Raw genomic sequence first — 23,446 nt, forward strand, 5'->3', positions numbered from 1 at the left:
CGCGGCAAGGCTACCATTCTCGAGCGAGCGACAAGGAGAAAGTGCGCGGTCGAAGCGGCGTATATTGGCGGGTCTCGCGGATCGCGAAAGGATTGCCAAAAGCGAAGGTGTCGGCTTCGCTGTCGAACAGATTGTCGATCCGCGCAGAGATATTCAGGCACCCGCGGCGCAGGCCTGCAGCCAGCGCCATTTGGAAATATCCTCCCATCCGACGATCAAGCTCCTCATCGAAGCTCAACCGGGATCGACCTGTATAGTTAGCCTGGGCCGCCAGATTTCCTAGCCAATGTCCAATCGGCAGATCAACACGCACGCCCGTTCGCGCGGTCAGCCAAGGGGTAACAGGGAGGCGCCGATCTCTAGCCAAGGGGCCGAGTGCTGATCGAACCAGTTCGGCGTCGAGCATGCTTGCTCCCGACGAAATCGAAACGCGGCGGCTCAAAGGCCATTCACCCGAGAGCTCCGCTCCAATGATACGCCCGTCACCGGCGTTCCGTGTCGAGACGATGCCGTTGCGAAGCAGATAATCGGACTGGATATCGTGCCATTCGGTTAGGAAAATACTCGCGGACAGTGATTTTCGGTTGCTAGGGTGCCAACGGCTACCCAATTCAAATGTCGTCAATTCGTCGGCTTTGAAGCGCCCGTTGTTGCTTTGGCTCAGAGAGGTAAGCCCGCCTGGGCGCAATGATTGTGCGAAGCGCGCGAAGATTACACTATGGTCATTGGGTAGCCAGGCTAAAGCAAGGCTCGGTGAGATGGCGACCTCCGCTATCGGCTCTGATCGAGCATCGTCTTTCTCCAGCAGCTCGTCGTGCCCTTTGGTGCGAAAGATGCGGCCGCCCAAAGTCAGATCCAGACGAGAGGCTACCGAAACAGTCGCCTCAGCGAAGGCCGCGAGTTCATTGACATTGCGGTCGGCGCGATCGACGAGTTGAGGAGCGTTGCCCGACGCCATGATCGTGCCAATGGCATGGCTCTGCGCGCTTAAATAGGAAATGCCGGCAATCCATCGCCCATTGTCGCCAGGCGTGATCCGGACCTCCTGATTGAACACCGAATATTTGCTGGTTGTGTCGAACGTAGCTCGTCCCGTCAGGCCGAACTGATCAGCCGCGGATGTCGCGTCGAGCCGGGCTCCGAGATGTTGATCGGCCCAACTGGTCGATGAAACGATGCGGAATCGACCCAAAGTTCCTTCCACCCGCATTGCCGCTGAGAGGAAGCGGCTGTGCGATGGTTCCTTCAGCGGACGCTCCAGATCGACATCGTCGTCATCTGCCGTATCGGCGAGCGTGACATATTGCGCATCGCTCACCCGGATGGATTGCCCGACGCCGGTCAGGTCAACTGTCCAATCGGAAACTACTTGCCACCGTCCCGCCAGCCGTCCGCCGCGTGTCCAGGTCCGATTGGCGTTGCGACGTCCATCGATAATGTCGATCCACCCCGGCTCACTTTGTGCATAGGCGACTGCTCGAACGGCAAATTGGTCTTCGACGACGGGTAGGTTGGCCACTGCCTCGATGCCGGCGCCAGGCGATCCACGGGCAATCTGCGCGGTCGTTCGCAGATCTGCTGTAGCCCGGGACAGATCAGGCTTGCGGGTTACCAGATGGTAGATGCCTCCGAGCGCTCCCGAGCCGTAAAGCGGTCCTTGCGGCCCCTTTAAAACCTCAATCCGTTGCAGATCGATGGGGCGCAGGTTGGGATCGGGGGAGTCGAAGCTGATGCGGGCGCCGTCGAGCACGATTGCCACGGTCGATTGGCTTGGCCCGTTGAAGGGACTATCGGCGACGCCCCGGATGAACTGGCGATTCCTGCCCGGCCCAAGATTGGTCAATGCCAGGCCTTCGATCGCAAGTGCGACATCGCGACTATCCAGAATCCGTCGGGGATCTTTGTCCGGATCAAGCGACAGGACCGCCACCGAGACCGGAAGCGTGTTGATCTGCTGAAGCCGTTTTTGTCCTGTGACGACGATGGTCGATCTTTCGGGTGCGGTTTCGTCGCGCGGGGCTTGGTCCGCCGCGGCCTGAGCACGGCTGGCGAAATCCGTCTGTCTCCGCGGCGGGACCTTTTCTATGCGAAATGCCTGTGGGTTGATTGCGACTGCGCGATAACCACTGCCGCGCAGCATGATATTTAGCGCTTGTTCCGTGCTGCGCGCGGCGGTCACCTGTCTGGTTCGAATAGATGGCAACGCACCGCTGGCGCCGACAGATGCTCCAGTCAGCTGCGCCAATATATCCAGGCTTGTCCGCAATGGACCTGCGGGAATGCTGATGGGAGGTGCTTCGAGATTGGCGGCAGCACAACCATCATTTCCCGGAAGCGGGATCGATATGGACGCGATTGCCATCAACGCTATACCGCAGCGCCATGAGGCCAGCGAGCGTATGCACCAGCTTCGATCCGTCGCCGATCGCGAGAACACCAGAAAAGAGAAGCGGCTTAAGGGAATCGGCGACGACGACATCACGGCCTGAGTAGCGCGAAATATCTGCCGCCACGATAGACAGTGGCGCCCGATCATAAACAAGCTGTCCCCGCCGCCACGCTCCGACGTGCGCTCGATCTATGTTGGATATGACGGCGTTGCCTTTGCGCTGCGCGACGAGGCGCTGTCCGGCTGAGAGTGCGACCGACGTGTCTGCGCCATCGCGTGCCACGGTGACATCGCCTTCGGCCACGGCGACCATGATTGCGCCTTGCGCGGCGTTTGCAGAAAATTCGGTGCCGATGTCGCGAATGACGAAACCACCCAGCCGGATTGCCAACATTCTATGGGGATTGTGCGCTACGCGAAACAAGGCCTCGCCGCCGCTTAACTCGAGATTGGTCGGGTCGTTCTCGTTCACGACCAGCCGACTGCCCGGTGCAAGCTCGACAACCATATCCGAAGCTAGGACGATCTTGCTCGTCTCACCTGGACCGGTTGCATAAATTGCGTCACGCGGCGCAAGCCAAGGATTGGCCACCCACATAAGGCAAGCCACCACAACCGCCGGTGCCCCAACGACCATCCCTGAACGTACAATAGTCGGCCGTTTAATGCGCGGTGCTTCGATATCAAATTCTTGTGCCAACTTATCTTTATGCGAGTCCATGATAGCGTGAAGTTGCGCGATTTGGTCAGTGGCCTCCTTGTGGCGGGGGTCGGCCTCAAGCCAAAGGATATAAGCATCCCAATCGCCGTCGTCGCGCCTTAGCGCGTCATGCCAGGCGACTGCCTGCTGCGTGATGGGGTCATCGCGTTCCCACAGGGGCTCGCCACGTTCTTGCCGGTCGCGGCCAGATCTGAACCAGCGCATTTCAATACCCTCCCAGCATTGATCTACGCAGATATTTCATTGCTACGGCCATATGCTTCTCGACGCCGCTTTTGGAGATACCAAGCCGATCTGCAATTTGAGCGTGGCTCAGCCCATCGACCTTATGCAAGGTGAGCACTTGGTGTGCCCCTGGAGGCAAAGTTTCCAATGCTGCAACCAGTCGTGCGCCTTCCTCGCGATCAAGGATCGCGTCTTCGGGATTGGGCGAGCTGTCAGCCGGTTCCCCTCCCTTTGCCGCACCGGTCGAGTGCTGGTCGAGCCATTGACGCTCGCGCTTGGCGCGACGCTGAACTTCACGCTGCCTGTCGACAACGAGATTCTGCGCCATTCGGTAAAGATAGGGAAGACTATTGGCGATGGGCCCCTGAGAAGGCTGGCGTACCCTAATCCAAAGCTCCTGCAGAATGTCTTCAGCCTCTGCGTCGCTTCCGGTTCGAGCGCAGAGAAGCCGCAAAATCTTCGGTCGTTCAGCGTGGTAAACAGCCTCCAGTCCGTTCAACGGGGTTTTGCCCATGCCAGCCTGGCGGATCATCGAGCGTGAACTGACGTGAATCGAACCCATGCGCCCGTTCGAAAAGGCATCCAAGGCGCAGGCTCATGGTGCGCATCGAGGGAAAGTTCGATCATTTGTATTTTAGACGGCACGCTGAGAATAAACCGCAGTCCCGTAGTGCGTGGCGGCAGAGGCTGACTTCAAGTCTGGGGACGCGCGTGGCGATCGCTCACGATTTTCTAGATCATAGCATCCGAAAGCTCGAAAACGGCCGGTGGCTTCAACAGTTATGATAGCGGCAGACAGGCCATGATTGCGCCAACGCCAATTATAGGGGCCGGCCTGCTGAGCTTTCAGCGCGCCTTCTCGCGACGCTGCATCTCCATTGGCGAATCCCAGCCGCCGATTATCCGGACCGTGAACCTCGAACTCGATGCGGACCCCATTGGTCGTCCAAAAATAGCGGACAACTTGGCCGGGCCATAAATCGACAGTCGCTTCACGAACCTCGCCTGGCCTGAGGAGAAATTGGAGTGCGGAATGACCAAACCGTTCCGAAGCACCGTGCTGCCACTGCTTATCTCGCTGTTCGGCCGACCAGAGCGCGTAGAGTGAGCTGAGAGCCAGGCAGGCTAACAGCAGCCCGAAGCCCCATATTCCTCGTCGGTGGACGAATGGCTTCATCATTGAAAGTGCTTTCCACCGGGAACCGATCGAAGCCCCCCAGGCTTACGCGTCCTTGATAAAAAATCGCCAAAAGCATGGTTCTGCAGGTGGATAATCTGCTGCAGTCGGCGCTCTACGAGCCAACCAAAGACACGGTCGAAGATACCGGTCACACACAGGGAATGGGTCAGCCACAGCCGGCCTTGGAGGCGCTTGATCGCATAAACCTCGCTCAGACGAAGGCCTGGAAGAGTGCATAGCAATCGCACCTGCTGGTCATTGCGCTCGATCTCCACAACGCCAAGCAGTTCGGCGCGCTTGCCCCATACAGAATTGAGTGTGAGCTGATAGCTTATCGCTTCGCCGCGAGCGTCGAGCGACTTCAATCGTACGAAGGCGTTCCAGCTATTCATAGCCTCGATCGTCGAGATCGCGCGCCAAGGCTGCCGCTCATCGACGTCGATGAGAAATCTGGTTTCGATGAGCATGATTGCCTCCATCAAAGGCCACCAGACTGTCGACGAGGTCTGCGCAGGCGTGCTGACCTCGTCGACAGTGGCTCGATTGCTGCCTAGCGCTGCAACTTGCGACGTTCTGCAAAGCGGCTGGCTTGCTATTCACGTTGATCGCTGACTTCTCCAGCGCTCCACACAGCAGCCCAGATGACGAATCCGATAAAGAAAGCGAATAAGGCGGCGATCATGTGCGTGCAGCCGAGCTGCCACATGATCCACCAAGTCACGAAAGTTGGAACGAGCAGGACGATCGCTTGCTCAACGATGATCGCGACGAGTTGGACCCAAAGACGACGTGGGCGCATCACATTGCCGCCAGCCGTAGGTCATCGCATTGCTGGGACCAAATGATGATGCGGCTCTCTGGGCGGTGCAACTTTTCCAACGGCAAAGGCGTAATCGTCGAGCAGCGCACCTAATATCTCCCAGCGTATGGGGATTGACGCCAATGCGACGGCAAAGCCTCAGTTGGATTCCAAATTTTATTTTGAGGGCCGCCAGCACGATCGGGCGTAGCATCTGCTACCCTCGGTCCTTCCGCACGGGTCAAAAATCAGAGGTCCAGCATCCAATGGCGTTACCGGAGAGATTGAGGGGGCGCGCTGATCGTTCGCGACCAAAGATTATGCGCAGCGCGAAATTGCAGCTGAGGTTGGCGTGCTGCGCGACGTCTTAGGGCGTGGTGGCAGGATAACCCTTCCTGCGCGCCAACGACCACGCAGGTTTTTTGGATCAGATGCTCGAAACGCCCTCTGTCAAGCAGGCCAAGCTTAGCTCGGTATCGATCCCCGTTGCTTGGTGGATTTTCGGCTTTTGGATCATCAAACAGGCGGCAACATATCTTCTGCCAATATCGATATTGTGGTGGATGTTAGCACTCTGCGGATGTCCTCAAAAAATAGCAGCAGGGCTCGCTTTCCTGCTCACAGTTAGTTTCTGGCCGATCCTTTGGATGACCGTCGACTAATGGCGGGCATAATCACGCAGCGGCACAGCGCTTGTAGCGGAGAGGGCGATCGCCTGATTGATCAAGCACTTTGGTTGCATCGATCAACTATCGGGCATCGACTAGAAAATGGCTCATACGAAAGTCGGTCATGACAATCGGCGCAATCTGCTCTAAGTGGCCGGTGATGGTATCGCGGTTTTTGACCCTTGTACTTGCCCTCCTAGCGTCATCCCTCGTGATGACGGCGACGGTGCATGCGCGAGAGATTCCGGGGCCTGTTACCGTGGAATGCAGCGGCGCGGTGCACAGTGAAGGTGACGCAGATCAGTCGCAAGGCGACTCGGACAAAGCGATCCCGCATCACCATGGCAGCTGTCACGGCCAGGCCATGAACCTTCCCGCGACCGAAGCCATTTCGCTCGCGCATTATGACCGCGATATGCGTCTTCGCTCGGCCGCGGATCTTGGTATCCCGTCCAGTCCGGTCGAACCCGGTCTAAGGCCTCCAGCAGCCTGACGAACTCCGCCAGCCGGCCATTCGCCGGCTCGATGATGTTCGTCAGGATTGTCCAACATGCGAAATTTGTTCGCGGCCATGCTGGCCGCGGCGTCGTGCGCCAGTATGGCGCAGGCGCAAACGGGTTTGCCGGCGCCGATCGCGCAGGCAGGTCCCGCCTTTACGCTTGATCAGGCCGTCGCTGCGGCAGGTGGCTCGGCTCCCGCTGTCGAGGCCGCCAATGCCGGTGTGAAAGCGGCACTGGCCGGTCGTACCGTTGCCGGTCTCCGGCCCAATCCGGTTGCCCAAGGTCAGATCGAGAATATTGCTGGCTCGGGCGTGTACCGAGGCCTGCGCAGCGCAGAGAGCACCGCTGGTCTCGCAATTCCGGTCGAGTTGGGTGGGAAGCGCAGTGCCCGTGTTGCGGTCGCAACGGCGCAATTGTCTCGCGCCGAATTGCAAGCAGCTATCGTTGCTGCAGATGTTCGCCTGCAGGTCACTCAGCTCTATGTTGAGGCAGTGGCAGCCGAGCGCAGGCTGGCAACTGCGCGCGACCAAGCGCGTATCGCAGGCGATGCGCTGAGAGCTGCAACTGTCCGTGTCCAAGCCGGTCGGGCATCCCCGCTCGAACAGCAGCGGGCGGATGTGGCGCGTATCAACGCCGATGCCAATGTCGAACGGCAGATCCGGCTCACCGAAGCGGCTCGCGCCAATCTCGCGCGCCGGATCGGGCAACCGATGGTGGGTGATCTGGAAATAACGCTCCTTGATCGGCTACCAACACCGGTGATGGGGCCGCCGGCTCCGCTGCCAATCGTTGGAACGCTTGCTCTCGCAGCAGCCGATAGCGACTTGGCGGTTGCCGATGCTGGCGTGCGGCTGGCACGCGCGAACCGCGTGCCCGACATCAACGTCGGGCCAGCGGTGCGGCGATTGTCTGCAACCAACGACACGGTCGCGGTCTTCAGCGTCTCGATCCCGATCCCGGTGTTCAATAATGGCCGCGCTGCCGTGGCGCAGGCCCAGGCTGAACGCAATCGTGCCGAAGCACAACGCCGGGTGACAGGGCTCGATATCGAGCAGGCGGTGACGGAGGCACAGGCGGAAGCGGCCAATGCGGCAACTTCGGCGAGGGCTGCTTCGGGACCTGCGCTGGCTGCGGCCCAGGAAGCCGCCCGTATCGCCAGGATCGGCTACCGCGAAGGCAAGTTCGGTCAACTCGAGCTGCTCGATGCAGAACGCACGCTCGCCGATACCCGTGTCGCCGCGATCGACGCTCTCGCAAATTATCAAAATGCCCGCGCACGGCTGGAGCGGCTGACCGCTCCCGTGCCCAATGGGGGACAGCAATAATGAAAAATCTCTATCTAGCAGGCGTCGCGTCGCTTGCTCTGCTCCTGTCGGCTTGCAGTGGCGGCAATGATGCCGGCGCTGAAACCGCATCCAACGAAACGTCCGCAGCCGCCGAAAAGGAGGGCGGCAAGGGTGTAGCGCATGCCAATGAAGGCGCCATCACGCTGACCGCCGATCAGATTGCGGCAGCCGGTATCCAGATTGGCCGTCCGATCCGAGGTGGTGCTGGAACAATCGAGCTGCCAGCGATCATTGAGGGCGATCCGCAAGGTACGCAGGTGATTTCGGCCGCGATAGCTGGCCGTGTTGTGGCGTTAACCCGCAACTTGGGCCAATCGGTCGGGCGCGGACAGACCATAGCTGTCATCGAAAGCCGCGAAGCAGCGCAGATCAAGGGCGAAGTGGAGGCAGCGCGCGCGCGTCTGGAACTCGCCAATTCCAATCTTGCGCGCGAGCAACGCTTGTTCGCGCAAAAGGTATCGCCTGAACAGGATCTCATCGCAGCGCGCACGGCGGCCACTGAAGCGCGTATCGCGCTGACGCAGGCGCGAAGCACGGTTTCGGCTGCCGGTGTCGGCGGAGGCGGGCTCAACAGGCTGGGAATTTCCGCACCCATCTCGGGCCAGATCATCGCGCGTCCGGTGACACTGGGTCAGACCGTAGCGGCGGATGCCGAGCTCTACCGCATCGCGAATCTCGCACAGGTGTCGATCGCCCTGAATCTGAAGGCGGAGGATGCGGGTCGTATTCGCCCCGGTAATAACGTCTCGGTGAAGGCTGCCGGTCGTCAGGCGACCGCGAAGATCACCTTCGTGTCGCCGGCGCTCGATCCACGGACACGGCTCGTGCCGTCGATCGCGACGCTCGACAATCGGTCGGGGCAGTGGCGTGTCGGTGAACCCGTAACCGCTGCAGTCGAGATTTCCGGCAGTGGCGGCAGCGGTGCGATCCGCGTGCCCACGACCGCGGTACAGAGCGATGAGGGCAAGTCGGTGGTGTTCGTACGAACACCCAAGGGCTTCCAGGCAACCCCGGTAGAGCTCGGCGATGCGTCGGGCGATACCGTCATCATTCGTTCGGGCCTCAAGGGCACCGAGCAGATCGCGACGACCGGAAGTTTCACGCTCAAAGCCGAACTCGGCAAGAGCGAAGCGAGCGATGAGGACTAAGCCATGATCGCGCGCATCGTCACTTGGGCGGTCGAGAAGCGTTGGCTTGTCCTGCTGCTTACCGCCATTGTCGCCGTTATCGGCGCATTTTCGCTCTCCCGGCTGCCAATCGACGCGGTGCCGGATATCACCAACAATCAGGTCCAGATTAACGTCCGCGCGCCCGCGCTTTCGCCCGAACTGGTCGAAAAGCAGGTGTCGTTCCCGATCGAGACCGCGCTCGCCGGCACGCCCGGCCTCGAATATACGCGCTCTCTGAGCCGCAACGGCTTCGCGCAAATCACTGCGGTCTTCTCTGACGCCACGGACATCTATTTCGCTCGCCAGCAGGTGGGGGAGCGCCTGCAGGGCGTGCAGGAAAATCTACCCGATGGCGTAAACCCTGAAATGGGTCCGATCGCGACGGGCCTGGGCGAAGTGTACATGTACACCGTTCGGCTCCAGCATCGCGCCGACGACCAGCACAAGCCCGGCGAGCCGGGGCAGCAGCCTGACGGCAGTTACATCACGCCCGAGGGGGAACGTCTAACTTCCGAACAAGATAAGGCGACCTACCTGCGGACGGCTCAGGACTGGATCGTAACACCGCTTCTCAAGAACACGCCAGGCCTCGCCGGCGTCGACTCGATCGGCGGCTATGCGAAACAATTCCTCGTTATCCCGGATGTTCAGAAGCTGGCTTCGCTGGGAATTACGCTGACCGAGCTGGGTAATGCGCTCGAGCGCAACAACACCAGCGTCGGCGGCGGCTTCGTTAATCGGAATGGTGAGGGTCTGGCTGTTCGCTCGGATGCGCTCGTACGCAACGCCAGCGAATTGGCCAGGACCGTGATCGCGACACGTAATGGCGTGCCGATCACGGTCGAACAAGTCGCGACCGTTCAGACCGGTCAGGCAATCCGCATGGGTTCGGCGTCGGAAAACGGCACCGAAGTCGTCGTGGGTACGGCGATCATGCGGATCGGTGAAAATAGCCGTATCGTGTCTACGGCCGTCGCTGAGAAGCTGAAGTCGATCAACGCATCGCTGCCGCCCGACGTCATCGTCCAGCCCGTGCTCAATCGCACCGAACTCGTCAATTCGACCATCAAGACGGTCGCGAAGAATCTGAGCGAAGGCGCGGTGCTCGTGATTGTCGTGCTTTTCGTGCTGCTCGGAAACTTCCGGGCCGCTTTGATCGCGGCGCTCGTCATTCCGATCACAATGATGCTGACAGGCTTTGGAATGCTCAGAGCGGGTGTCTCGGCGAACCTGATGAGCCTGGGTGCGCTGGACTTCGGCCTGATCGTCGACGGTGCGGTCATCATTGTCGAGAATGCGCTGCGACGGCTTGCCGAGCAGCAGCATCATGAAGGGCGGTTGCTGACCATCAAGGAACGCCTTGCCACGGTAGCATCGGCAGCGCGCGAAATGATCCGTCCTTCGGTCTACGGGCAGGCGATCATCATTCTCGTCTACGTGCCGCTCCTCACGCTCACTGGCGTGGAGGGCAAGACGTTCGTGCCGATGGCACTTACCGTCATCATTGCGCTCGCCTTCGCCTTCGTCCTCTCACTCACCTTCGTTCCGGCCATGATCGCAATCTGGCTGTCGAAGAAAGTGGAGGAGAAGGACGGTCGGATCATCTCGTGGCTAAAAAAGCGCTACGAACCGGGTCTCGACCGGGCGATGAAGCGCCCCAGCGTGACAATTGGTGCGGGCATTGCCAGCCTCGTCGTCGCAGCACTCGCCTTCACCACGCTCGGTTCGGTGTTCCTGCCGCAGCTCGACGAGGGCGATCTCCTGATCCAGTCGCTGCGTATCCCTGCGACATCGGTCCAGCAGAGCCAGGCGATGCAGGTGCCGATCGAGCGGATGATGTCGAGCCAGCCAGAAGTCCAGTTCGTCTATTCGAAGACGGGCACGGCCGAACTGGCGGCGGATCCCATGCCGCCTAATGCGACCGACATGTTCGTCATCCTGAAGCCCCGCGCGCAATGGCCGAACCCCAAACTTCCGAAGGAAGAACTGGTGAGCCGGATCGAAGGTGAGTTGGCCAAGATCCCGGGCAATGCATACGAGATCACCCAGCCCATCCAGATGCGCTTCAACGAGCTGATCGCGGGTGTTCGCGGCGATATCGCCGTGAAGGTCTTCGGCGATGACTTCAACCAGATGAACAAGACGGCTGAACAGATCGCGAGCGCATTGCGTAAAACGCAGGGCGCGGCCGACGTTAAGGTCGAGCAGACGACGGGGCTTCCCATGCTCGACATTCGCGTCAATCGCGACGCGATGGCACGCCTCGGCGTCACGGCGCAGGACGTTCAGGATACCGTAACGGCCACGCTGGGCGGACGGACGTCCGGCCAAATCTTCGAAGGCGATCGCCGGTTCCCGGTGGTGATCCGCCTGTCGGAAACGCAACGCGCTGACCTTGGCCTCCTACAACAGGTGCAGGTGCCCGTAGCGGGCGGATCTTATGTGCCGCTGTCCAGTGTCGCTGACATCAAGGTCGTCGACGGACCCAATCAGATCAGTCGCGAGAATGGCAAGCGTCGCGTGGTCGTCCAGGCCAATGTGCGCGGCCGCGATGTCGGCAGCGTTGTCGCCGATGCGCAGGCGACGATCGCCAAGCAGGTGCGCCTACCTTCGGGCAGCTATCTCGAATGGGGTGGTCAGTTCGAGAATCTGAAGTCGGCGAGCGAGCGGCTGCAACTCGTCATTCCGGCCTGTTTCGTGTTGATCCTGCTGCTTCTCTACGGCGCTCTGGGATCGGTGCGAGACGCTGCGATCGTCTTCACCGGTGTGCCATTCGCACTGGTGGGCGGCGTGCTGCTGCTCTTCGTGCGTGGCATGGACTTTTCGATCTCGGCGGCGGTGGGCTTCATCGCCCTGTCGGGCATCGCGGTCCTTAATGGACTCGTCATGGTCAGCTCGATTCAAGATCTGATCCGGTCAGGCATGACACGTGACGAAGCCGCTCAAGTCGGCGCCATGCAGCGGCTGCGCCCTGTCGTCATGACGGCATTGGTCGCCAGCCTCGGCTTCGTGCCGATGGCCTTGGGTGCGGGCGCGGGTGCCGAAGTGCAGAAGCCGTTGGCAACCGTCGTGATCGGCGGCTTGATTTCGGCAACCCTGCTCACCCTGTTCGTCCTGCCCACGCTCTATGCGCGCTTTGGCCAGAAGAGCATCGCGGCGACCGACCATCTCGACGAGCAACAAGTAGGCGACGACCACCGCCAGCTTTTCGCTGAGCACTGACCTTGCAACCTCCGGAGGGGCTTTGGCCCCTCCGACATAATGACAAGGACGTCCAATGGTGAGGATCAGAACCGCAACCATAATACCTGGTTCACCGCTTCGAACCTGGACGGCGCTGGTCGACGGCGGCCAGCGCCGTGCTTGGCATCCGATCTTTCAGCTAACCGACCCAATCGAAATTGGGATTACGCAGTATAAGCTCCGGCTGCATAACTGGAAAAAGCCGCCAGCTGGCGAAGCATCCGTAGATGTCCTCGAAAAGCCGAAGACCTTCTCATGGTCGTGCGGGCTACGGTTTGTCCTTACCGTCCGCGAAATCTACGAGCTCGAAGAGGACGGTGCCGGGACATATCTGACGCATAGCCTGGAATTCCGCGGCATACTTGCGCGGCTCGTTGTCGCCGCTGTTCGCCGGAACTTCGCGAAGATGCTCGCAGAAAGCGATGACCGGCTCAGTCGATATTTGCGCTGGCGCTCGGCTCAAACGCCCCACGCAGCAGGAAAGACCAAATCGTCACCGCGGCATGGAAGGAAATCTCGATGACTGTGGCACTGAAGGCCTTAGCTCTTTTCGCCGCCATGACGCCGGCGCTCGGCGGATGTTCAAAGCCGAAGGATCCACCGCCCCCAAGCGAGGCACAGGTCCATTCGATCGATAGCGGAATGGAATCCGGGGAAATCGGCTGGCATCCCTATCGCTGCAGCGATGGCAAGCCGCTGCTCGTCGAGTTCAAGGACAACGGCCTGCAGATCAGTTTGCGGGGGCCGAAGATGGCAAATTCCATCACGCTGAGCGCCCCAGCCCAAGGGCTTCAATATGTGGGAGACGCCAGCACGGCAACGCTCGCAGGAGCCAAGCTCATCCTCGCGGGCGCCGGCGTGGGCGATCGCACCTGCATGCGAGCAAGCGTCAACTAACATGCTTCGCGAGCCGTCCGTTCGGACGGGGCGATCGGACTTGGGAGGACATTATGTCGGATACGACCATCTCGAACGTCCTAGCGATCCGGGCTCAGGTTTTGGCGCGCAACGAGATCATTCGAAACGCTGCCTCAACAACCGCCTTGCAGCCCGTGGCCGCAACGGGACTCGCCGCGGCGGCTCCGACATTTGGCGAAACTCTGAGCAACGCGCTGACCAAGGTCAACGCAATACAAGAGCAAGAAGATATCGTTACGGAGGCCTATGAGCGCGGCGAAACGAACGACATCGCCACTGTCTCTCTCATGCAAAATCGGTCGGAAGTCGTCTTCGAGGCAACAGTGCAGATCCGAAACAAATTATTATCTGCCTATAAAGACATAATGAATATGCCCGTCTGATAGATAAACTTCGAGAGTTCTGGGAATGATTGTCGGTTCATCGCGCAGAATGCGTCAGATCATTGTTGAGGTTTGGAAGCCTCTCACGGCCCTCTTCGTGTGGGACGTTGCTGTCACGGCGTTCCATTTCATGGTCCCTATCAAGGAGCCACCGCTACCGTTGGCGCTTTTTGGTACCGCGCTGGTGCTCTTCCTGGGCTTCAGGACCAACGCCGCTTACGCCCGGTGGTGGGAAGCAAGAACGCTTTGGGGCGCGCTCATCAATTCATCGCGCAGCCTGGCGCGCATCACGCTTAGTTTTACTCGCGCGCGTTCTTCCTCAGCCGGCGGAATGTCTGAAAGCATCATTTTGCGGCAATTGGCGTTGGTGCATGCGTTGCGCTGTCAATTGCGTGGGCAAGATCCTCGCGAGGACATCATTGGTATCGTGGGTGAGGATGTCGCAGCCGAAATTGAGGGGCGCCGAAATCCCGCAAATGCACTGCTTGAAACGATTTCCGTGATCTATGCCGACGCGCTCGCCGCGGGAAAGATCAATCTCATCCAGCAGTCGGTCGTCGAACAGGTTCTTATAGATATCGCGAACGCGCAAGGTGGGATGGAGCGGATCCGAAATACGCCGCTGCCCAACGGCTTCCGATTCTTCCCCAATTTGTTTGCGCGCTTGTTCTGCGTGCTTTTGCCGATCGCGCTCGTGGAGTCCCTGGGCATTGCGACCCCCATCGGTTCCACCCTCATCGGCCTCGTGTTTCTTGCAGCACTTAGCATCGGCGAGGATCTGATGGACCCGTTCGCCAACGGTGTTCACGACGTTCCGCTGAGCGCCATGTGTCGAACGATCGAAATCGATCTGTTGCAGGCATTGGGTCGGCCAGCTCCCGATCCACTCACGCCGGTGCAGGGCGTCCTATGGTAGAATTCAACAGTTTTCAGCGCTTAGCCGCCGCATCCCTCGTCGTGATTGTGTTCTCCGCATCGAGTGACGCGTGGGCCGCGAAAGGCTGGCCAGCGCCGCCGGCACCGCTAAGCATCGACCGTCTGCGCAAATCCTTCCGCTGTGATGGTGGCGCCCGCGTGGACTTGGTTGGCACGCAAGCCGGGCTCGTCGTGCGTATGACGAACGCAAAAAATGGTCGGGTCGGAGTTCTTTCAAGGCGCCTCAAGATCGTACGAAACTCGCCCGGCAGGTTCGAAGGCGTGGCGGACAATTTGCCGTTGCACATCGATCAGATTGGTCAGTTTGGTTTGCGCGAGCACCTGACCTGGGGGCACCGCTCATGCTGGCGCTAGTTTACACGATCGTTCCCACCTTGGCCGTCATTGCAGGGGCAGCACTTGCGCTGATGAGGCGTCCGAGCCCGGCCTTCCTGAGCATGATGCAACACCTTGCGGCCGGCGTGGTGTTCGCGGCTGCCGCAACCGAAATATTGCCGCAGATCAAACATGAAGCGAACCCTGCGGCCACTCTGATTGGCGGAGCGCTTGGCGTCATGGTGATGCTCGGGCTGAAAAGTTTCGAAGCTCGATTTCGCGGACCGGTCGCGCTTCTGGCAGCTATTGCTGTCGATCTTTTCGTTGATGGGCTGGTGCTCGGTCTCGCATTCGTCGCGGGCACCAAAGCCGGCATTCTTCTGACGGTGGCGCTGACGCTGGAAGTGCTGTTCCTGGGGGTCACGCTGAGCGCGGAACTGACCGAAACGCTGAAGTCACGCTTCCGGACCGCAGTCATCATCACTCAGCTTGCCCTATTGTTTCCGCTGGGGGCCGTGGCGGCCTTGCCCGTCGCCAATATGTCACCAGTCGTGATCGTCGGCTTCCTGAGCTTTGGCCTGATGGCATTGCTCTACTTGGTCACCGAGGAGCTGTTGGTCGAGGCCCATGAGAAGCCCGACACGCCCGTGATCAGCAGCATGTTCTTCGTGGGGTTTCTTGCCCTGCTAACGATCGAGGAGCTTCTTGGATGACGTCGGCTATTTCCATGCTCGATGAACGCCAGACATTGTGGATCGTGCTGCGGCTAAACGCCGCAATTGCGACGGCCTTTTTCGCCTCGGGCATCTTGGGGGATTCGAGTGCCCTGATCGCCAACGGCGTCGATAATCTATCCGATACAGCCGTCTATGGACTAAGCCTTGTGGCGCTGACTCGAGGCCAGATATGGAAGAGGCGCGCTGCGGTTGCCTCGGGCGTGATGTTGCTCATTTTCGCCGGCGGCATTCTGATCGATGTCGGGCGGCGCTACATGCAGGGTAGCGAACCAATCGGACCCACCATGATGGTCATGTCCGCGGTCGCCGGCGTCGTAAACTACTTCTGCCTTTGGTTGCTTCAGCGTCTGAAGGATCCCGACGTCAATCTTCGCGCAGCCACCACCTTCAGCTTCAACGACTTCATTTCCAACGGCGGTATCCTGATCGCCGGGGCGATGGTGCTGTGGTTGGGTAGCAACTGGCCTGACCTGTTGGTCGGCTTCGCCACCGCCATCATCGCCATCAAGGGCGGTGTCGAAATCCTGCGCGACGCGCGCGCCGAAACAAAGAAAAGCGAAAGGAGGGCGTCATGAACGACAAGCTCGAACTCGATATCCCGGTGTTGTTGCCGGACCTGCCCGACGCGGCCGATGCCTGTCTCGATCGTCTAGTATCAACTTTGTCGAAGCGCGAAGGCGTTGAGAAAGCTCATGTGATCGCCCTTGATGGTGAGCCCGCAGCATTGTGCATCCACTTCGATGCCGGAAAACTCCCGCTGCCGCGCCTGCGTGACATGGTCCGCGCCGCAGGCGCTGAGATTACCGAACGCTACGGGCATGCGATCTGGCAGGTGAGCGGCATCAATCATGAACGCCGTGCACGCACTGTCAGCGACGCGCTGTCGGCCATGCCTGGCGTGGTACAGGCGAGTGCCAGCACTAGCGGATCTGTACGGGTCGAATATGATCGCCACGAGACCACTGAGGAGGATATCCGCGGCGCACTTCGCAAACTCAAGGTTCGTGTGGGTAAACGCGTCGCCGCGGACGAGCATGCAGGGCATGATCACGGTCCTGGTGGACATAGCGCAGGTGAGGAACAGCATGGTCCCGGCGACGGACATAACCATTCGCATGCGGAATTTCTGGGGCCTAATACTGAGCTGATCTTTGCGCTCGCTTGCGGGGCCTTGCTTGCGTTCGGTTATGCGGTTGAGAAGCTAGCTACGGGCATGCCCGGCTGGTTGCCGATGGCTTGTTACGTCACGGCATATTTCTTCGGTGGTTTCTTCACGCTGCGTGAAGCGATCGACAATCTTCGCCTGAAGAAGTTCGAGATCGACACCTTGATGTTGGTCGCAGCGGCCGGTGCCGCAGCGCTCGGTGCTTGGGCCGAAGGCGCGCTCCTTCTGTTCCTGTTCAGTCTTGGCCATGCGCTCGAGCATTACGCAATGGGCCGAGCCAAGAAGGCGATTGAAGCGCTGGCCAAACTCGCTCCGGAAACCGCCACCGTACGCCGCAATGGACAAACGAGCGAGATTCCCGTCGAGCAAATGGTTGTTGGGGATGTGGCCATCGTCCGGCCGAATGAGCGTCTGCCAGCCGACGGATTTGTGATCAAAGGCTCGAGTGCAATCAACCAGGCCCCGGTGACAGGCGAGAGCATTCCCGTCGACAAAATTCCCGTCGCGGACGCCGCAGCGGCCCGCGCCAAACCCGACGCAGTCGAAGCGGAAAGCCGGGTTTTTGCCGGCACAATCAACGGCGGCGGCGCGATCGAGATCGAGGTGACGCGACGTTCCAATGAAAGCGCGCTCGCCAAGGTCGTAAAGATGGTGAGCGAGGCCGAGACGCAGAAATCGCCGACGCAGCGTTTCACCGATCGCTTCGAGCGCGTGTTCGTCCCGGCAGTGCTGGCACTGGCATTCATACTTCTGTTTGCGTGGGTTGTGGTCGATGAGCCGTTCCGCGACAGCTTTTACCGAGCCATGGCGGTGTTGGTCGCCGCAAGCCCGTGCGCACTCGCGATTGCAACGCCAAGTGCAGTTCTATCCGGTGTTGCGCGTGCGGCACGCGGGGGCGTGCTGGTAAAGGGTGGCGCTCCGCTCGAAAACCTTGGCTCGCTGAAGGCGATCGCGTTCGATAAGACCGGCACGCTGACTGAAGGTCGACCGCGTATCACCGATGTCGTTCCTGTCGACGGCGCCGACGAAAATGAGTTGTTGGCGCTTGCCGTTGCGGTCGAGGCATTGAGCGACCATCCGCTCGCACAGGCGATCGTCAAGGATGGGCGCGAACGCCTGAACGGACGAGACTTGCCAGCCGCCGGGGATCTCAAGAGCCTTACCGGTCGCGGCGTCACAGCAACGGTGGACGGCGATACTGTCTGGATCGGTAAAGCCGAGATGTTCGGTAACGAAGGCATACCGGCGCTGGGTCAAGGCGCTCTGGATGCGATCGCACAGCTGCGCGAGGGTGGTCGCACGACGATGGTCGTGCGCAAAGGCGACCGAGATCTGGGTGCAATCGGCCTCATGGATACGCCCCGCGAAGCAGCGAAGATCGCACTTCGCCGCCTGCACGACATGGGCGTGTCGCGGATGATCATGATTTCGGGCGACCACCAGAAAGTCGCTGAAGCGATCGCCAAGGACGTTGGGATCGACGAGGCCTGGGGTGACCTCATGCCGGAGGACAAGGTCGCCGCGATCAAGAGGTTGGCAGGCGAAGACAAGGTCGCGATGGTCGGTGACGGCGTAAATGATGCGCCGGCGATGGCGAGCGCCACGGTTGGTATCGCGATGGGGGCGGCGGGCTCGGACGTCGCGCTGGAGACGGCCGACGTTGCACTGATGGCCGACGATCTAGCGCATCTCCCATTCGCTGTAGGCTTGAGCCGTCATACCCGCGGCATCATTCTCCAAAACGTCTTTGTGAGCCTGGGCGTCGTGGCGTTCCTCGTGCCCGCGACAATCCTTGGCCTGGGCATCGGGCCGGCAGTTGCTGTCCATGAGGGGTCAACCCTGCTGGTGGTCTTCAATGCGCTGAGATTGTTGGCTTACCGTGATCCAGTGGGGAAGGCGGCATGACGTCGAAGCGCCGCCATATGCGAGGCCTCCACCCAAGTCCTCAGACGTTGAGGGTTGCGATCTACCTTACCCACTGGCGTCGGCGGGGCAGGGTGGTGAGGCATGCCGCCGCGATCGATTTTGCGGAACAATCTCCCGGAGAGATCAGATGAAGTCGCTTGTAGCCTTCGACCTCGATGGCACGCTTGCCCAAAGCAAGCAGCCTTTATCGACCGAGATGAGCGCTGCGCTCGCGAGTCTTCTATCGGTCGTAGACGTAGCCGTCATCTCTGGTGGGGATTGGCCGCAGTTTGAGAAGCAAGTCGCTTCGAGGCTTCCCAACGATAGCCCGATCGAGCGCCTGTGGCTCATGCCGACCACCGGTACCAAGCTCTACCGCTTTATCGATGCGGCATGGCGCCCGATATATGCTGAGCTTTTCGACGAGGGAGAGAGGGCGGCGATATTGTCAGCCTTCGATGATGCGCTTTCCTATACCGGTCTGTCGGAAGAGCAGATATGGGGCGAGCGGATCGAAGACCGCGGTAGCCAGATCACGTTCTCTGGCCTCGGGCAGGCGGCGCCCCTAAAGGAAAAGGAGGCGTGGGATCCGGATCGCAAGAAGCGAACCGCGCTGCAGACGAGGCTCCGTCGAGCCCTGCCGGACCTGTCGATCAATCTCGGCGGTACGACGTCGATCGATGTCACCCGCGCCGGTGTAGACAAAGGCTACGGCCTCAAACGCCTTAGCAACGAAAGCATGATTGAGCTCGACGATATGCTGTTCATCGGGGACGCGATCTATCCCGGTGGAAATGACTATCCCGCTGCTGAAATTGGCCTCGACACGGTGAAGGTCCACAATATCGGGGAAACCACCGCCGCTATTGCCGCGATCGTCGCTTGCCTGCGAGAACGGGCAAACCACCATGATTGAAAGCTCGTGGTGGGAGGGTGTCACCCACATCGTCAGCCTCGCCACGGCTTATGTGCTTGCCCTGCCGGTGGGTTGGGACCGCGAGAAAGATGAGCGCAGTGCGGGGATCCGGACATTCCCGCTGGTCGCCATCGCGAGTTGTGGCTTCGTGCTGGTGGGGATCGCGATCCTCGGACGCACGTCTCCTGCTCAAGCCAGATTGCTCGAGGGTCTGATCACGGGCGTTGGCTTCATCGGGGGTGGCGCGATCCTGAAGAATGGTGGCAAAGCTTCCGGCACTGCGACAGCGGCCAGTCTATGGGCCACCGGCGCGTTGGGGGCGGCGGTCGGCTATGGTCTATATGACATCGCCATCGTCCTGAGTGTCACCACGTTCCTGACGTTGCGCTGTTCTCGCCCACTCAAACGAGCCACCCATGATGGCAGTGCCATATCGGAAAGACGATGAACCAACGCGTGTCATCCGTGAGCCGTCCGTGGTCTGTCCCGTCATTCGCCAAGCGCTGGTCGCGGCGCAAGCGTATCACCACTTGGGATCGCCAGGTCCGGCTGCTGCGCTGGGCGACGGTTCTGGAGCGTAATCCTCACAAGGTCATCGGGTTGTTGCCGCCGTCATGGGCCGGAGGTGATGAAGGCGGAACGATGGCCGATTGGCCGAATGCGATCGATATTGCGTGTGACGATATCGTCCTTCGGATCATGGGATTGGCTGGGCGATCGCCACGCGAAGCAAAAGCGTTCTTTGGGGTGTCAGACGCAGAACTTGATCGGATCGCCTCCGGACCGCGACGGTGCCCAGTGCGTCCGGCATGGCAAGTCGCCATACGCGTCAGAAATGTCGCTCGTCCCCGATTGGAAAATCAGATCGTAGGGCTTGCCGTGGTCTTTGTGTTCGTCTTCTGCGCGGCACTCTATTGGATCGTCGAAAACCATTTTTATTGAAACCGAGCTGCGCCACGCCGAGCCGTGTCGTGTCGTGTCGTGAAGGCTAACCCGTTGGGAGGCATCTCGTGTTCGACTTCATTACATCGGTCCTCTCGGCGCTCGGTGGTTTGGGCGTCTTCCTGCTCATGTTGGCGGAGAATATCTTCCCGCCGATTCCATCGGAGGTGATACTACCGCTCGCGGGTTACACCGCGGCGCAGGGACGTGACCCCCTGTGGGTGGTGATTGTCGCTGGCACATCCGGATCGGCGGCAGGGGCACTGTTGTGGTATTATATCGGCCGTTGGATAGGCATCGGTCGGTTGAAGCAATTCGCATCGCGTCACGGTCGGTGGCTGACACTGACGCCGGGTGAGATCGACAACGTGGATCGTTGGTTCGACCGCTATGGTCATTGGGCTGTCTTGTTTGGACGAATGCTTCCTGGCATCCGCACTCTGATTTCGGTTCCAGCGGGGGTTAGCGGGATGGCCCTGGTACCCTTCCTGCTCTCAACCTTCGTCGGATCGGCGATATGGACCGTGATATTGGTGCTCGCCGGCTATGAGTTGGGCGAGCGATATAGCCAGGTGGCGAGCATCGTTGAGCCGGTCAGTAACGTTCTAATCGTGATAGCCGGTATGGTGTATCTTTGGCGGGTCGCGACCTTCGGACGCTCACAGCGTCAGTCCGATCGGCTCCGAAAATGAGTGCTCATATACCTTGTAACCAACGACATCTCGGCGGGTGTGTTGGTTGCCGATGTACTGAACATGGCGGTGCGATATTTCGCCTCTCGCACTCGATCTGAGATCCGCCCATGCGAGCGTGCTGATCGCTCGGCCTTAGATCGTGCCTGTGGCGTCGGAATATCTCCTTGGTTTCGGTCAAAAAGAGGATCGGCGGAATGAAGAGGAATAGCGGGCTGGCGCTTGCGGTCGTTCTCGCAACGCTTTTTGTGAGCAGTTGTGGGATGGTTCCACCGCGAGACGTGGGCTACTTTCGCGAGCACCCGGATCAGGCAAGGCTTGTCGCAACGAGCTGTAGGCAAGGCCAAGAAACCGGCAGCGACTGTAAAGTGGCAGCTCAAGCCGTGGCTGAGCTCGACGCAGCTGCGTCCAAGCAGAGTTCTGCTCAAGGTAGGCGCTAGATCTCCACACGCCTCTCGTGATCTAGGGGGCAATTAGCTCAATCTCGCTAGCAGCGGCGCCCGCTGCGCGAGCGCACAATATCGCCTGAACTCGCATGCGAAGGGCTTGTGGCAATGCTCGCCTGTGTCGCGAAGCACCTCCGCCCCGCGGATTGAGACGCTGGCATCCGCGGCCACATTGGGACGCCGCGCCAATTGCCGCCGGATCGAGCGCGTGACGTCGGCATCCTGGAAGTGAACCGCAGCAATGTCGGGCTGCCGCCAATCAGGCGCGCTCTCAAGGTGACGGATGACCGCCTGCGAAATGGTGACACCACAGCTCCGCATGATCCAAACCTGGGTCGCGATGTCAGCCAGCTGATAGGGTTTGACGCGGGGTGATGCCTTGACCTCAATCGCGCGCCAGCCGCCCTCACCATCGGGCTCGAGGATATCGACACGGCACAGCACATCGTCGTGAAGGAAGGTCGCTTCGAAGATTGGCCTAGGCTGCGCCATTGCGAGCAACTGCGCCGTCCGATCAATCGCTGCCTGCATGTCGGGCAAGGCATCGACCATGATGCCGTCAGGATGCGCTAGAAGCGCCTTGTGGCCGACCTCATGCCCGAACTGGAAGCGGGCGAGCGTCTCAGGATCGAACTGTCCGACATGGCGGCGATGCACCTGCAACCACAGCCGCCGCGGACAATGTTCGAAGGCCGCGATCTTCGACTTGGACAGCCGATATTTGGTGGGGCTCTCGCTCATGCGGCGAGCCTCTGCGGCACTGCCCCTTCACAAGCTCCAGACCCCTCGCTGGCAAGCCCGATCAGATAGTCGGCGGCGGCCTGCGCCTTGCTCGCCGCCGTCAGGATCGCGCGCGGATCATCAGCCAGGATCCTAAGCCAGGACGCGATATAGGGAGCATGGTCCGTGCGCGTCTCGCAGCCAAGCTGGAGGTGACCAACCGTGAAGGCTGCACCAAGCTCTGCGACCAGCTCTTCCATCGCATAAGCTTCAGAACCAAAGCGCCCCGTCAGATCCCGATCGAGCCGCGCTTTGGCGCCTGACCAATGGACCAGCTCGTGGGAGAGCACCGCATAATAAGCCTCGGCCGATCGGAAGGCACGGAAGGACGGCATCGAGATGAGGTCAGCGCGCGGATCGTAGAAGGCGACGTCCCCGCCTTCCCAGATTTCGGCAGGCTGGGCACGGAAGAAGGCCTCAGCCGCCTCGATCCGAGCCGAGGATGAGAGACCGACATCAGGTGATGCATAGCCATCGACCTGATCGGCATTGAAGACGTGGAAGGCACGCGCCAGCAGTCGCTGCCTCTCACCGTCGCTATCCTGGTCATCGGTTTCCCGCGCATCGATGGGCTTCCACAGCACGACGCTGGTCGCGCGCTCGCCCTTGCGCACCTGCGTGCCTAGCTCCGCCCATTGCCGATAAGTCGCCCAGCGCCCCGACGTGAAGCCACGACGACTGGCTTCGGCCCACAGCAGCAGGGTGTTGATCCCGCGATAGGACCGATTGGTCAGCGCATTGGCAGGCGCTGCGATGCCAGCGCCCAAATGCCAAGGCATCCGGCATGTCCCCACACCCGCTTCAATCGCAGCGATAATGTCCGCTGTGATCCGTTGATACAGGTCCACCTTCATCCACGCTCTCCGACCATTGCGGGGAGAGGTTCGTGGAAGCTAGATCGATCTTTATGACTGTAGTGGCCAAAGAAGAAATTTTAGATATTCAATTTGGCGGGATAATTGCACGAATGAATATGCTGAACGATTGCTTCCCTCGTTGATGTTGAAGGAGGCGCTTTCCTTTCAACATCTGCCTGGGAACAAGAGGAATATTGAAAGCCGAGAGTTTTGG

Annotated in this window: 23 protein-coding genes; 16 read left to right on the forward strand and 7 right to left on the reverse strand. The window is 60.1% G+C overall.

Annotation, left to right across the window (positions count from 1 at the left end; all coding sequences use genetic code 11):
* Window positions 1-10 precede the first annotated feature (10 nt).
* The 5 genes from EOD43_RS04125 to EOD43_RS04145 all read right to left on the reverse strand — a co-directional run bounded on the left by EOD43_RS04125 (window position 11) and on the right by EOD43_RS04145 (window position 5,314).
* Entirely contained in the window at window positions 11-2,362 is a 2,352-nt protein-coding gene (locus tag EOD43_RS04125; protein ID WP_240653222.1) for a TonB-dependent receptor, read from the reverse strand.
* Window positions 2,322-3,314: a FecR family protein gene (locus EOD43_RS04130; protein ID WP_127741359.1), complete on the reverse strand. Its 993-nt coding sequence runs from the start codon at window positions 3,312-3,314 to the stop codon at window positions 2,322-2,324. The genes EOD43_RS04125 and EOD43_RS04130 overlap by 41 nt, the downstream gene beginning before the upstream one ends.
* A 1-nt stretch (window position 3,315) precedes the next feature.
* Entirely contained in the window at window positions 3,316-3,897 is a 582-nt protein-coding gene (locus tag EOD43_RS04135) for an RNA polymerase sigma factor (RefSeq protein ID WP_240653069.1), read from the reverse strand.
* Between the two features lie 614 nt (window positions 3,898-4,511).
* Window positions 4,512-4,982: a hypothetical protein gene (locus EOD43_RS04140; RefSeq protein ID WP_127741361.1), complete on the reverse strand. Its 471-nt coding sequence runs from the start codon at window positions 4,980-4,982 to the stop codon at window positions 4,512-4,514.
* Window positions 4,983-5,107: 125 nt separating this feature from the next.
* Complete coding sequence (locus EOD43_RS04145; protein WP_127741363.1) at window positions 5,108-5,314, reverse strand: hypothetical protein; 207 nt, start codon at window positions 5,312-5,314, stop codon at window positions 5,108-5,110.
* 431 nt (window positions 5,315-5,745) lie between these two features.
* Between EOD43_RS04145 and EOD43_RS04150 the strand changes: the two genes are divergently transcribed.
* From EOD43_RS04150 to EOD43_RS04230, 16 genes are all read left to right on the forward strand, one after another.
* Window positions 5,746-5,976 carry a hypothetical protein gene (locus EOD43_RS04150; protein ID WP_164857084.1) on the forward strand — a complete coding sequence of 77 codons (231 nt, stop codon included), beginning with the start codon at window positions 5,746-5,748 and terminating at the stop codon, window positions 5,974-5,976.
* Window positions 5,977-6,532: 556 nt separating this feature from the next.
* Entirely contained in the window at window positions 6,533-7,807 is a 1,275-nt protein-coding gene (locus EOD43_RS04160) for a TolC family protein (RefSeq protein ID WP_127741367.1), read from the forward strand.
* The gene (locus EOD43_RS04165) at window positions 7,807-8,976 is read left to right on the forward strand and encodes an efflux RND transporter periplasmic adaptor subunit (RefSeq protein ID WP_127741369.1); all 1,170 of its coding nucleotides are present in this window, start codon (window positions 7,807-7,809) and stop codon (window positions 8,974-8,976) included. Before EOD43_RS04160 ends, EOD43_RS04165 begins: the two co-directional genes overlap by 1 nt.
* 3 nt (window positions 8,977-8,979) lie before the next feature.
* Window positions 8,980-12,219, forward strand: a complete 3,240-nt coding sequence (locus tag EOD43_RS04170) for an efflux RND transporter permease subunit (protein WP_127741371.1) — start codon at window positions 8,980-8,982, stop codon at window positions 12,217-12,219.
* A gap of 55 nt (window positions 12,220-12,274) precedes the next feature.
* Entirely contained in the window at window positions 12,275-12,763 is a 489-nt protein-coding gene (locus EOD43_RS04175) for an SRPBCC family protein (protein ID WP_127741373.1), read from the forward strand.
* Entirely contained in the window at window positions 12,760-13,137 is a 378-nt protein-coding gene (locus tag EOD43_RS04180) for a hypothetical protein (protein WP_127741375.1), read from the forward strand. Before EOD43_RS04175 ends, EOD43_RS04180 begins: the two co-directional genes overlap by 4 nt.
* A gap of 53 nt (window positions 13,138-13,190) precedes the next feature.
* Complete coding sequence (gene fliE / locus EOD43_RS04185; RefSeq protein ID WP_127741377.1) at window positions 13,191-13,541, forward strand: flagellar hook-basal body complex protein FliE; 351 nt, start codon at window positions 13,191-13,193, stop codon at window positions 13,539-13,541.
* 25 nt (window positions 13,542-13,566) lie between these two features.
* Window positions 13,567-14,457 (forward strand): bestrophin family protein, encoded by an 891-nt coding sequence (locus EOD43_RS04190; RefSeq protein ID WP_127741379.1) that lies wholly within the window; start codon window positions 13,567-13,569, stop codon window positions 14,455-14,457.
* Window positions 14,451-14,831, forward strand: a complete 381-nt coding sequence (locus EOD43_RS04195; protein WP_127741381.1) for a hypothetical protein — start codon at window positions 14,451-14,453, stop codon at window positions 14,829-14,831. Before EOD43_RS04190 ends, EOD43_RS04195 begins: the two co-directional genes overlap by 7 nt.
* Window positions 14,819-15,505: a ZIP family metal transporter gene (locus EOD43_RS04200; protein ID WP_127741383.1), complete on the forward strand. Its 687-nt coding sequence runs from the start codon at window positions 14,819-14,821 to the stop codon at window positions 15,503-15,505. Before EOD43_RS04195 ends, EOD43_RS04200 begins: the two co-directional genes overlap by 13 nt.
* Window positions 15,502-16,104, forward strand: coding sequence for a cation efflux transmembrane domain-containing protein (locus EOD43_RS04205; RefSeq protein ID WP_127741385.1), 603 nt, complete (start codon window positions 15,502-15,504; stop codon window positions 16,102-16,104). Before EOD43_RS04200 ends, EOD43_RS04205 begins: the two co-directional genes overlap by 4 nt.
* Complete coding sequence (locus EOD43_RS04210; RefSeq protein WP_127741387.1) at window positions 16,101-18,599, forward strand: heavy metal translocating P-type ATPase; 2,499 nt, start codon at window positions 16,101-16,103, stop codon at window positions 18,597-18,599. The genes EOD43_RS04205 and EOD43_RS04210 overlap by 4 nt, the downstream gene beginning before the upstream one ends.
* A gap of 148 nt (window positions 18,600-18,747) precedes the next feature.
* Window positions 18,748-19,515: an HAD-IIB family hydrolase gene (locus EOD43_RS04215; RefSeq protein WP_127741388.1), complete on the forward strand. Its 768-nt coding sequence runs from the start codon at window positions 18,748-18,750 to the stop codon at window positions 19,513-19,515.
* A complete protein-coding gene (locus tag EOD43_RS04220; RefSeq protein WP_127741390.1) occupies window positions 19,508-19,963 on the forward strand; it encodes an MgtC/SapB family protein in 456 nt (151 codons plus the stop codon). The genes EOD43_RS04215 and EOD43_RS04220 overlap by 8 nt, the downstream gene beginning before the upstream one ends.
* Window positions 19,960-20,457 carry a hypothetical protein gene (locus EOD43_RS04225; protein ID WP_240653070.1) on the forward strand — a complete coding sequence of 166 codons (498 nt, stop codon included), beginning with the start codon at window positions 19,960-19,962 and terminating at the stop codon, window positions 20,455-20,457. The genes EOD43_RS04220 and EOD43_RS04225 overlap by 4 nt, the downstream gene beginning before the upstream one ends.
* Before the next feature lie 68 nt (window positions 20,458-20,525).
* Complete coding sequence (locus tag EOD43_RS04230; protein ID WP_127741392.1) at window positions 20,526-21,149, forward strand: DedA family protein; 624 nt, start codon at window positions 20,526-20,528, stop codon at window positions 21,147-21,149.
* A 473-nt stretch (window positions 21,150-21,622) separates the two neighbouring features.
* Here EOD43_RS04230 and EOD43_RS04235 read toward each other — a convergent pair whose 3' ends face one another.
* Both EOD43_RS04235 and EOD43_RS04240 read right to left on the reverse strand, forming a co-directional pair.
* Window positions 21,623-22,336 carry a hypothetical protein gene (locus tag EOD43_RS04235; RefSeq protein ID WP_127741394.1) on the reverse strand — a complete coding sequence of 238 codons (714 nt, stop codon included), beginning with the start codon at window positions 22,334-22,336 and terminating at the stop codon, window positions 21,623-21,625.
* Window positions 22,333-23,229 (reverse strand): ArdC family protein, encoded by an 897-nt coding sequence (locus EOD43_RS04240; protein WP_127741396.1) that lies wholly within the window; start codon window positions 23,227-23,229, stop codon window positions 22,333-22,335. The genes EOD43_RS04235 and EOD43_RS04240 overlap by 4 nt, the downstream gene beginning before the upstream one ends.
* Between the last annotated feature and the right edge of the window lie 217 nt (window positions 23,230-23,446).

Origin of the sequence: Sphingomonas crocodyli (genome assembly GCF_004005865.1) — a bacterium.
GTDB classification, from domain to species: domain Bacteria; phylum Pseudomonadota; class Alphaproteobacteria; order Sphingomonadales; family Sphingomonadaceae; genus Rhizorhabdus; species Rhizorhabdus crocodyli.

Bases quoted from the DNA above. Each gene is read 5' to 3' on its own strand.
- EOD43_RS04125 (WP_240653222.1), bottom strand. From the start codon at position 2,362: ATGGCAATCGCGTCCATATCGATCCCGCTTCCGGGAAATGATGGTTGT.
- EOD43_RS04130 (WP_127741359.1), bottom strand. From the start codon at position 3,314: ATGCGCTGGTTCAGATCTGGCCGCGACCGGCAAGAACGTGGCGAGCCC.
- EOD43_RS04135 (WP_240653069.1), bottom strand. From the start codon at position 3,897: ATGGGTTCGATTCACGTCAGTTCACGCTCGATGATCCGCCAGGCTGGC.
- EOD43_RS04140 (WP_127741361.1), bottom strand. From the start codon at position 4,982: ATGCTCATCGAAACCAGATTTCTCATCGACGTCGATGAGCGGCAGCCT.
- EOD43_RS04145 (WP_127741363.1), bottom strand. From the start codon at position 5,314: ATGCGCCCACGTCGTCTTTGGGTCCAACTCGTCGCGATCATCGTTGAG.
- EOD43_RS04150 (WP_164857084.1), top strand. From the start codon at position 5,746: ATGCTCGAAACGCCCTCTGTCAAGCAGGCCAAGCTTAGCTCGGTATCG.
- EOD43_RS04160 (WP_127741367.1), top strand. From the start codon at position 6,533: ATGCGAAATTTGTTCGCGGCCATGCTGGCCGCGGCGTCGTGCGCCAGT.
- EOD43_RS04165 (WP_127741369.1), top strand. From the start codon at position 7,807: ATGAAAAATCTCTATCTAGCAGGCGTCGCGTCGCTTGCTCTGCTCCTG.
- EOD43_RS04170 (WP_127741371.1), top strand. From the start codon at position 8,980: ATGATCGCGCGCATCGTCACTTGGGCGGTCGAGAAGCGTTGGCTTGTC.
- EOD43_RS04175 (WP_127741373.1), top strand. From the start codon at position 12,275: ATGGTGAGGATCAGAACCGCAACCATAATACCTGGTTCACCGCTTCGA.
- EOD43_RS04180 (WP_127741375.1), top strand. From the start codon at position 12,760: ATGACTGTGGCACTGAAGGCCTTAGCTCTTTTCGCCGCCATGACGCCG.
- fliE (WP_127741377.1), top strand. From the start codon at position 13,191: ATGTCGGATACGACCATCTCGAACGTCCTAGCGATCCGGGCTCAGGTT.
- EOD43_RS04190 (WP_127741379.1), top strand. From the start codon at position 13,567: ATGATTGTCGGTTCATCGCGCAGAATGCGTCAGATCATTGTTGAGGTT.
- EOD43_RS04195 (WP_127741381.1), top strand. From the start codon at position 14,451: ATGGTAGAATTCAACAGTTTTCAGCGCTTAGCCGCCGCATCCCTCGTC.
- EOD43_RS04200 (WP_127741383.1), top strand. From the start codon at position 14,819: ATGCTGGCGCTAGTTTACACGATCGTTCCCACCTTGGCCGTCATTGCA.
- EOD43_RS04205 (WP_127741385.1), top strand. From the start codon at position 15,502: ATGACGTCGGCTATTTCCATGCTCGATGAACGCCAGACATTGTGGATC.
- EOD43_RS04210 (WP_127741387.1), top strand. From the start codon at position 16,101: ATGAACGACAAGCTCGAACTCGATATCCCGGTGTTGTTGCCGGACCTG.
- EOD43_RS04215 (WP_127741388.1), top strand. From the start codon at position 18,748: ATGAAGTCGCTTGTAGCCTTCGACCTCGATGGCACGCTTGCCCAAAGC.
- EOD43_RS04220 (WP_127741390.1), top strand. From the start codon at position 19,508: ATGATTGAAAGCTCGTGGTGGGAGGGTGTCACCCACATCGTCAGCCTC.
- EOD43_RS04225 (WP_240653070.1), top strand. From the start codon at position 19,960: ATGAACCAACGCGTGTCATCCGTGAGCCGTCCGTGGTCTGTCCCGTCA.
- EOD43_RS04235 (WP_127741394.1), bottom strand. From the start codon at position 22,336: ATGAGCGAGAGCCCCACCAAATATCGGCTGTCCAAGTCGAAGATCGCG.
- EOD43_RS04240 (WP_127741396.1), bottom strand. From the start codon at position 23,229: ATGAAGGTGGACCTGTATCAACGGATCACAGCGGACATTATCGCTGCG.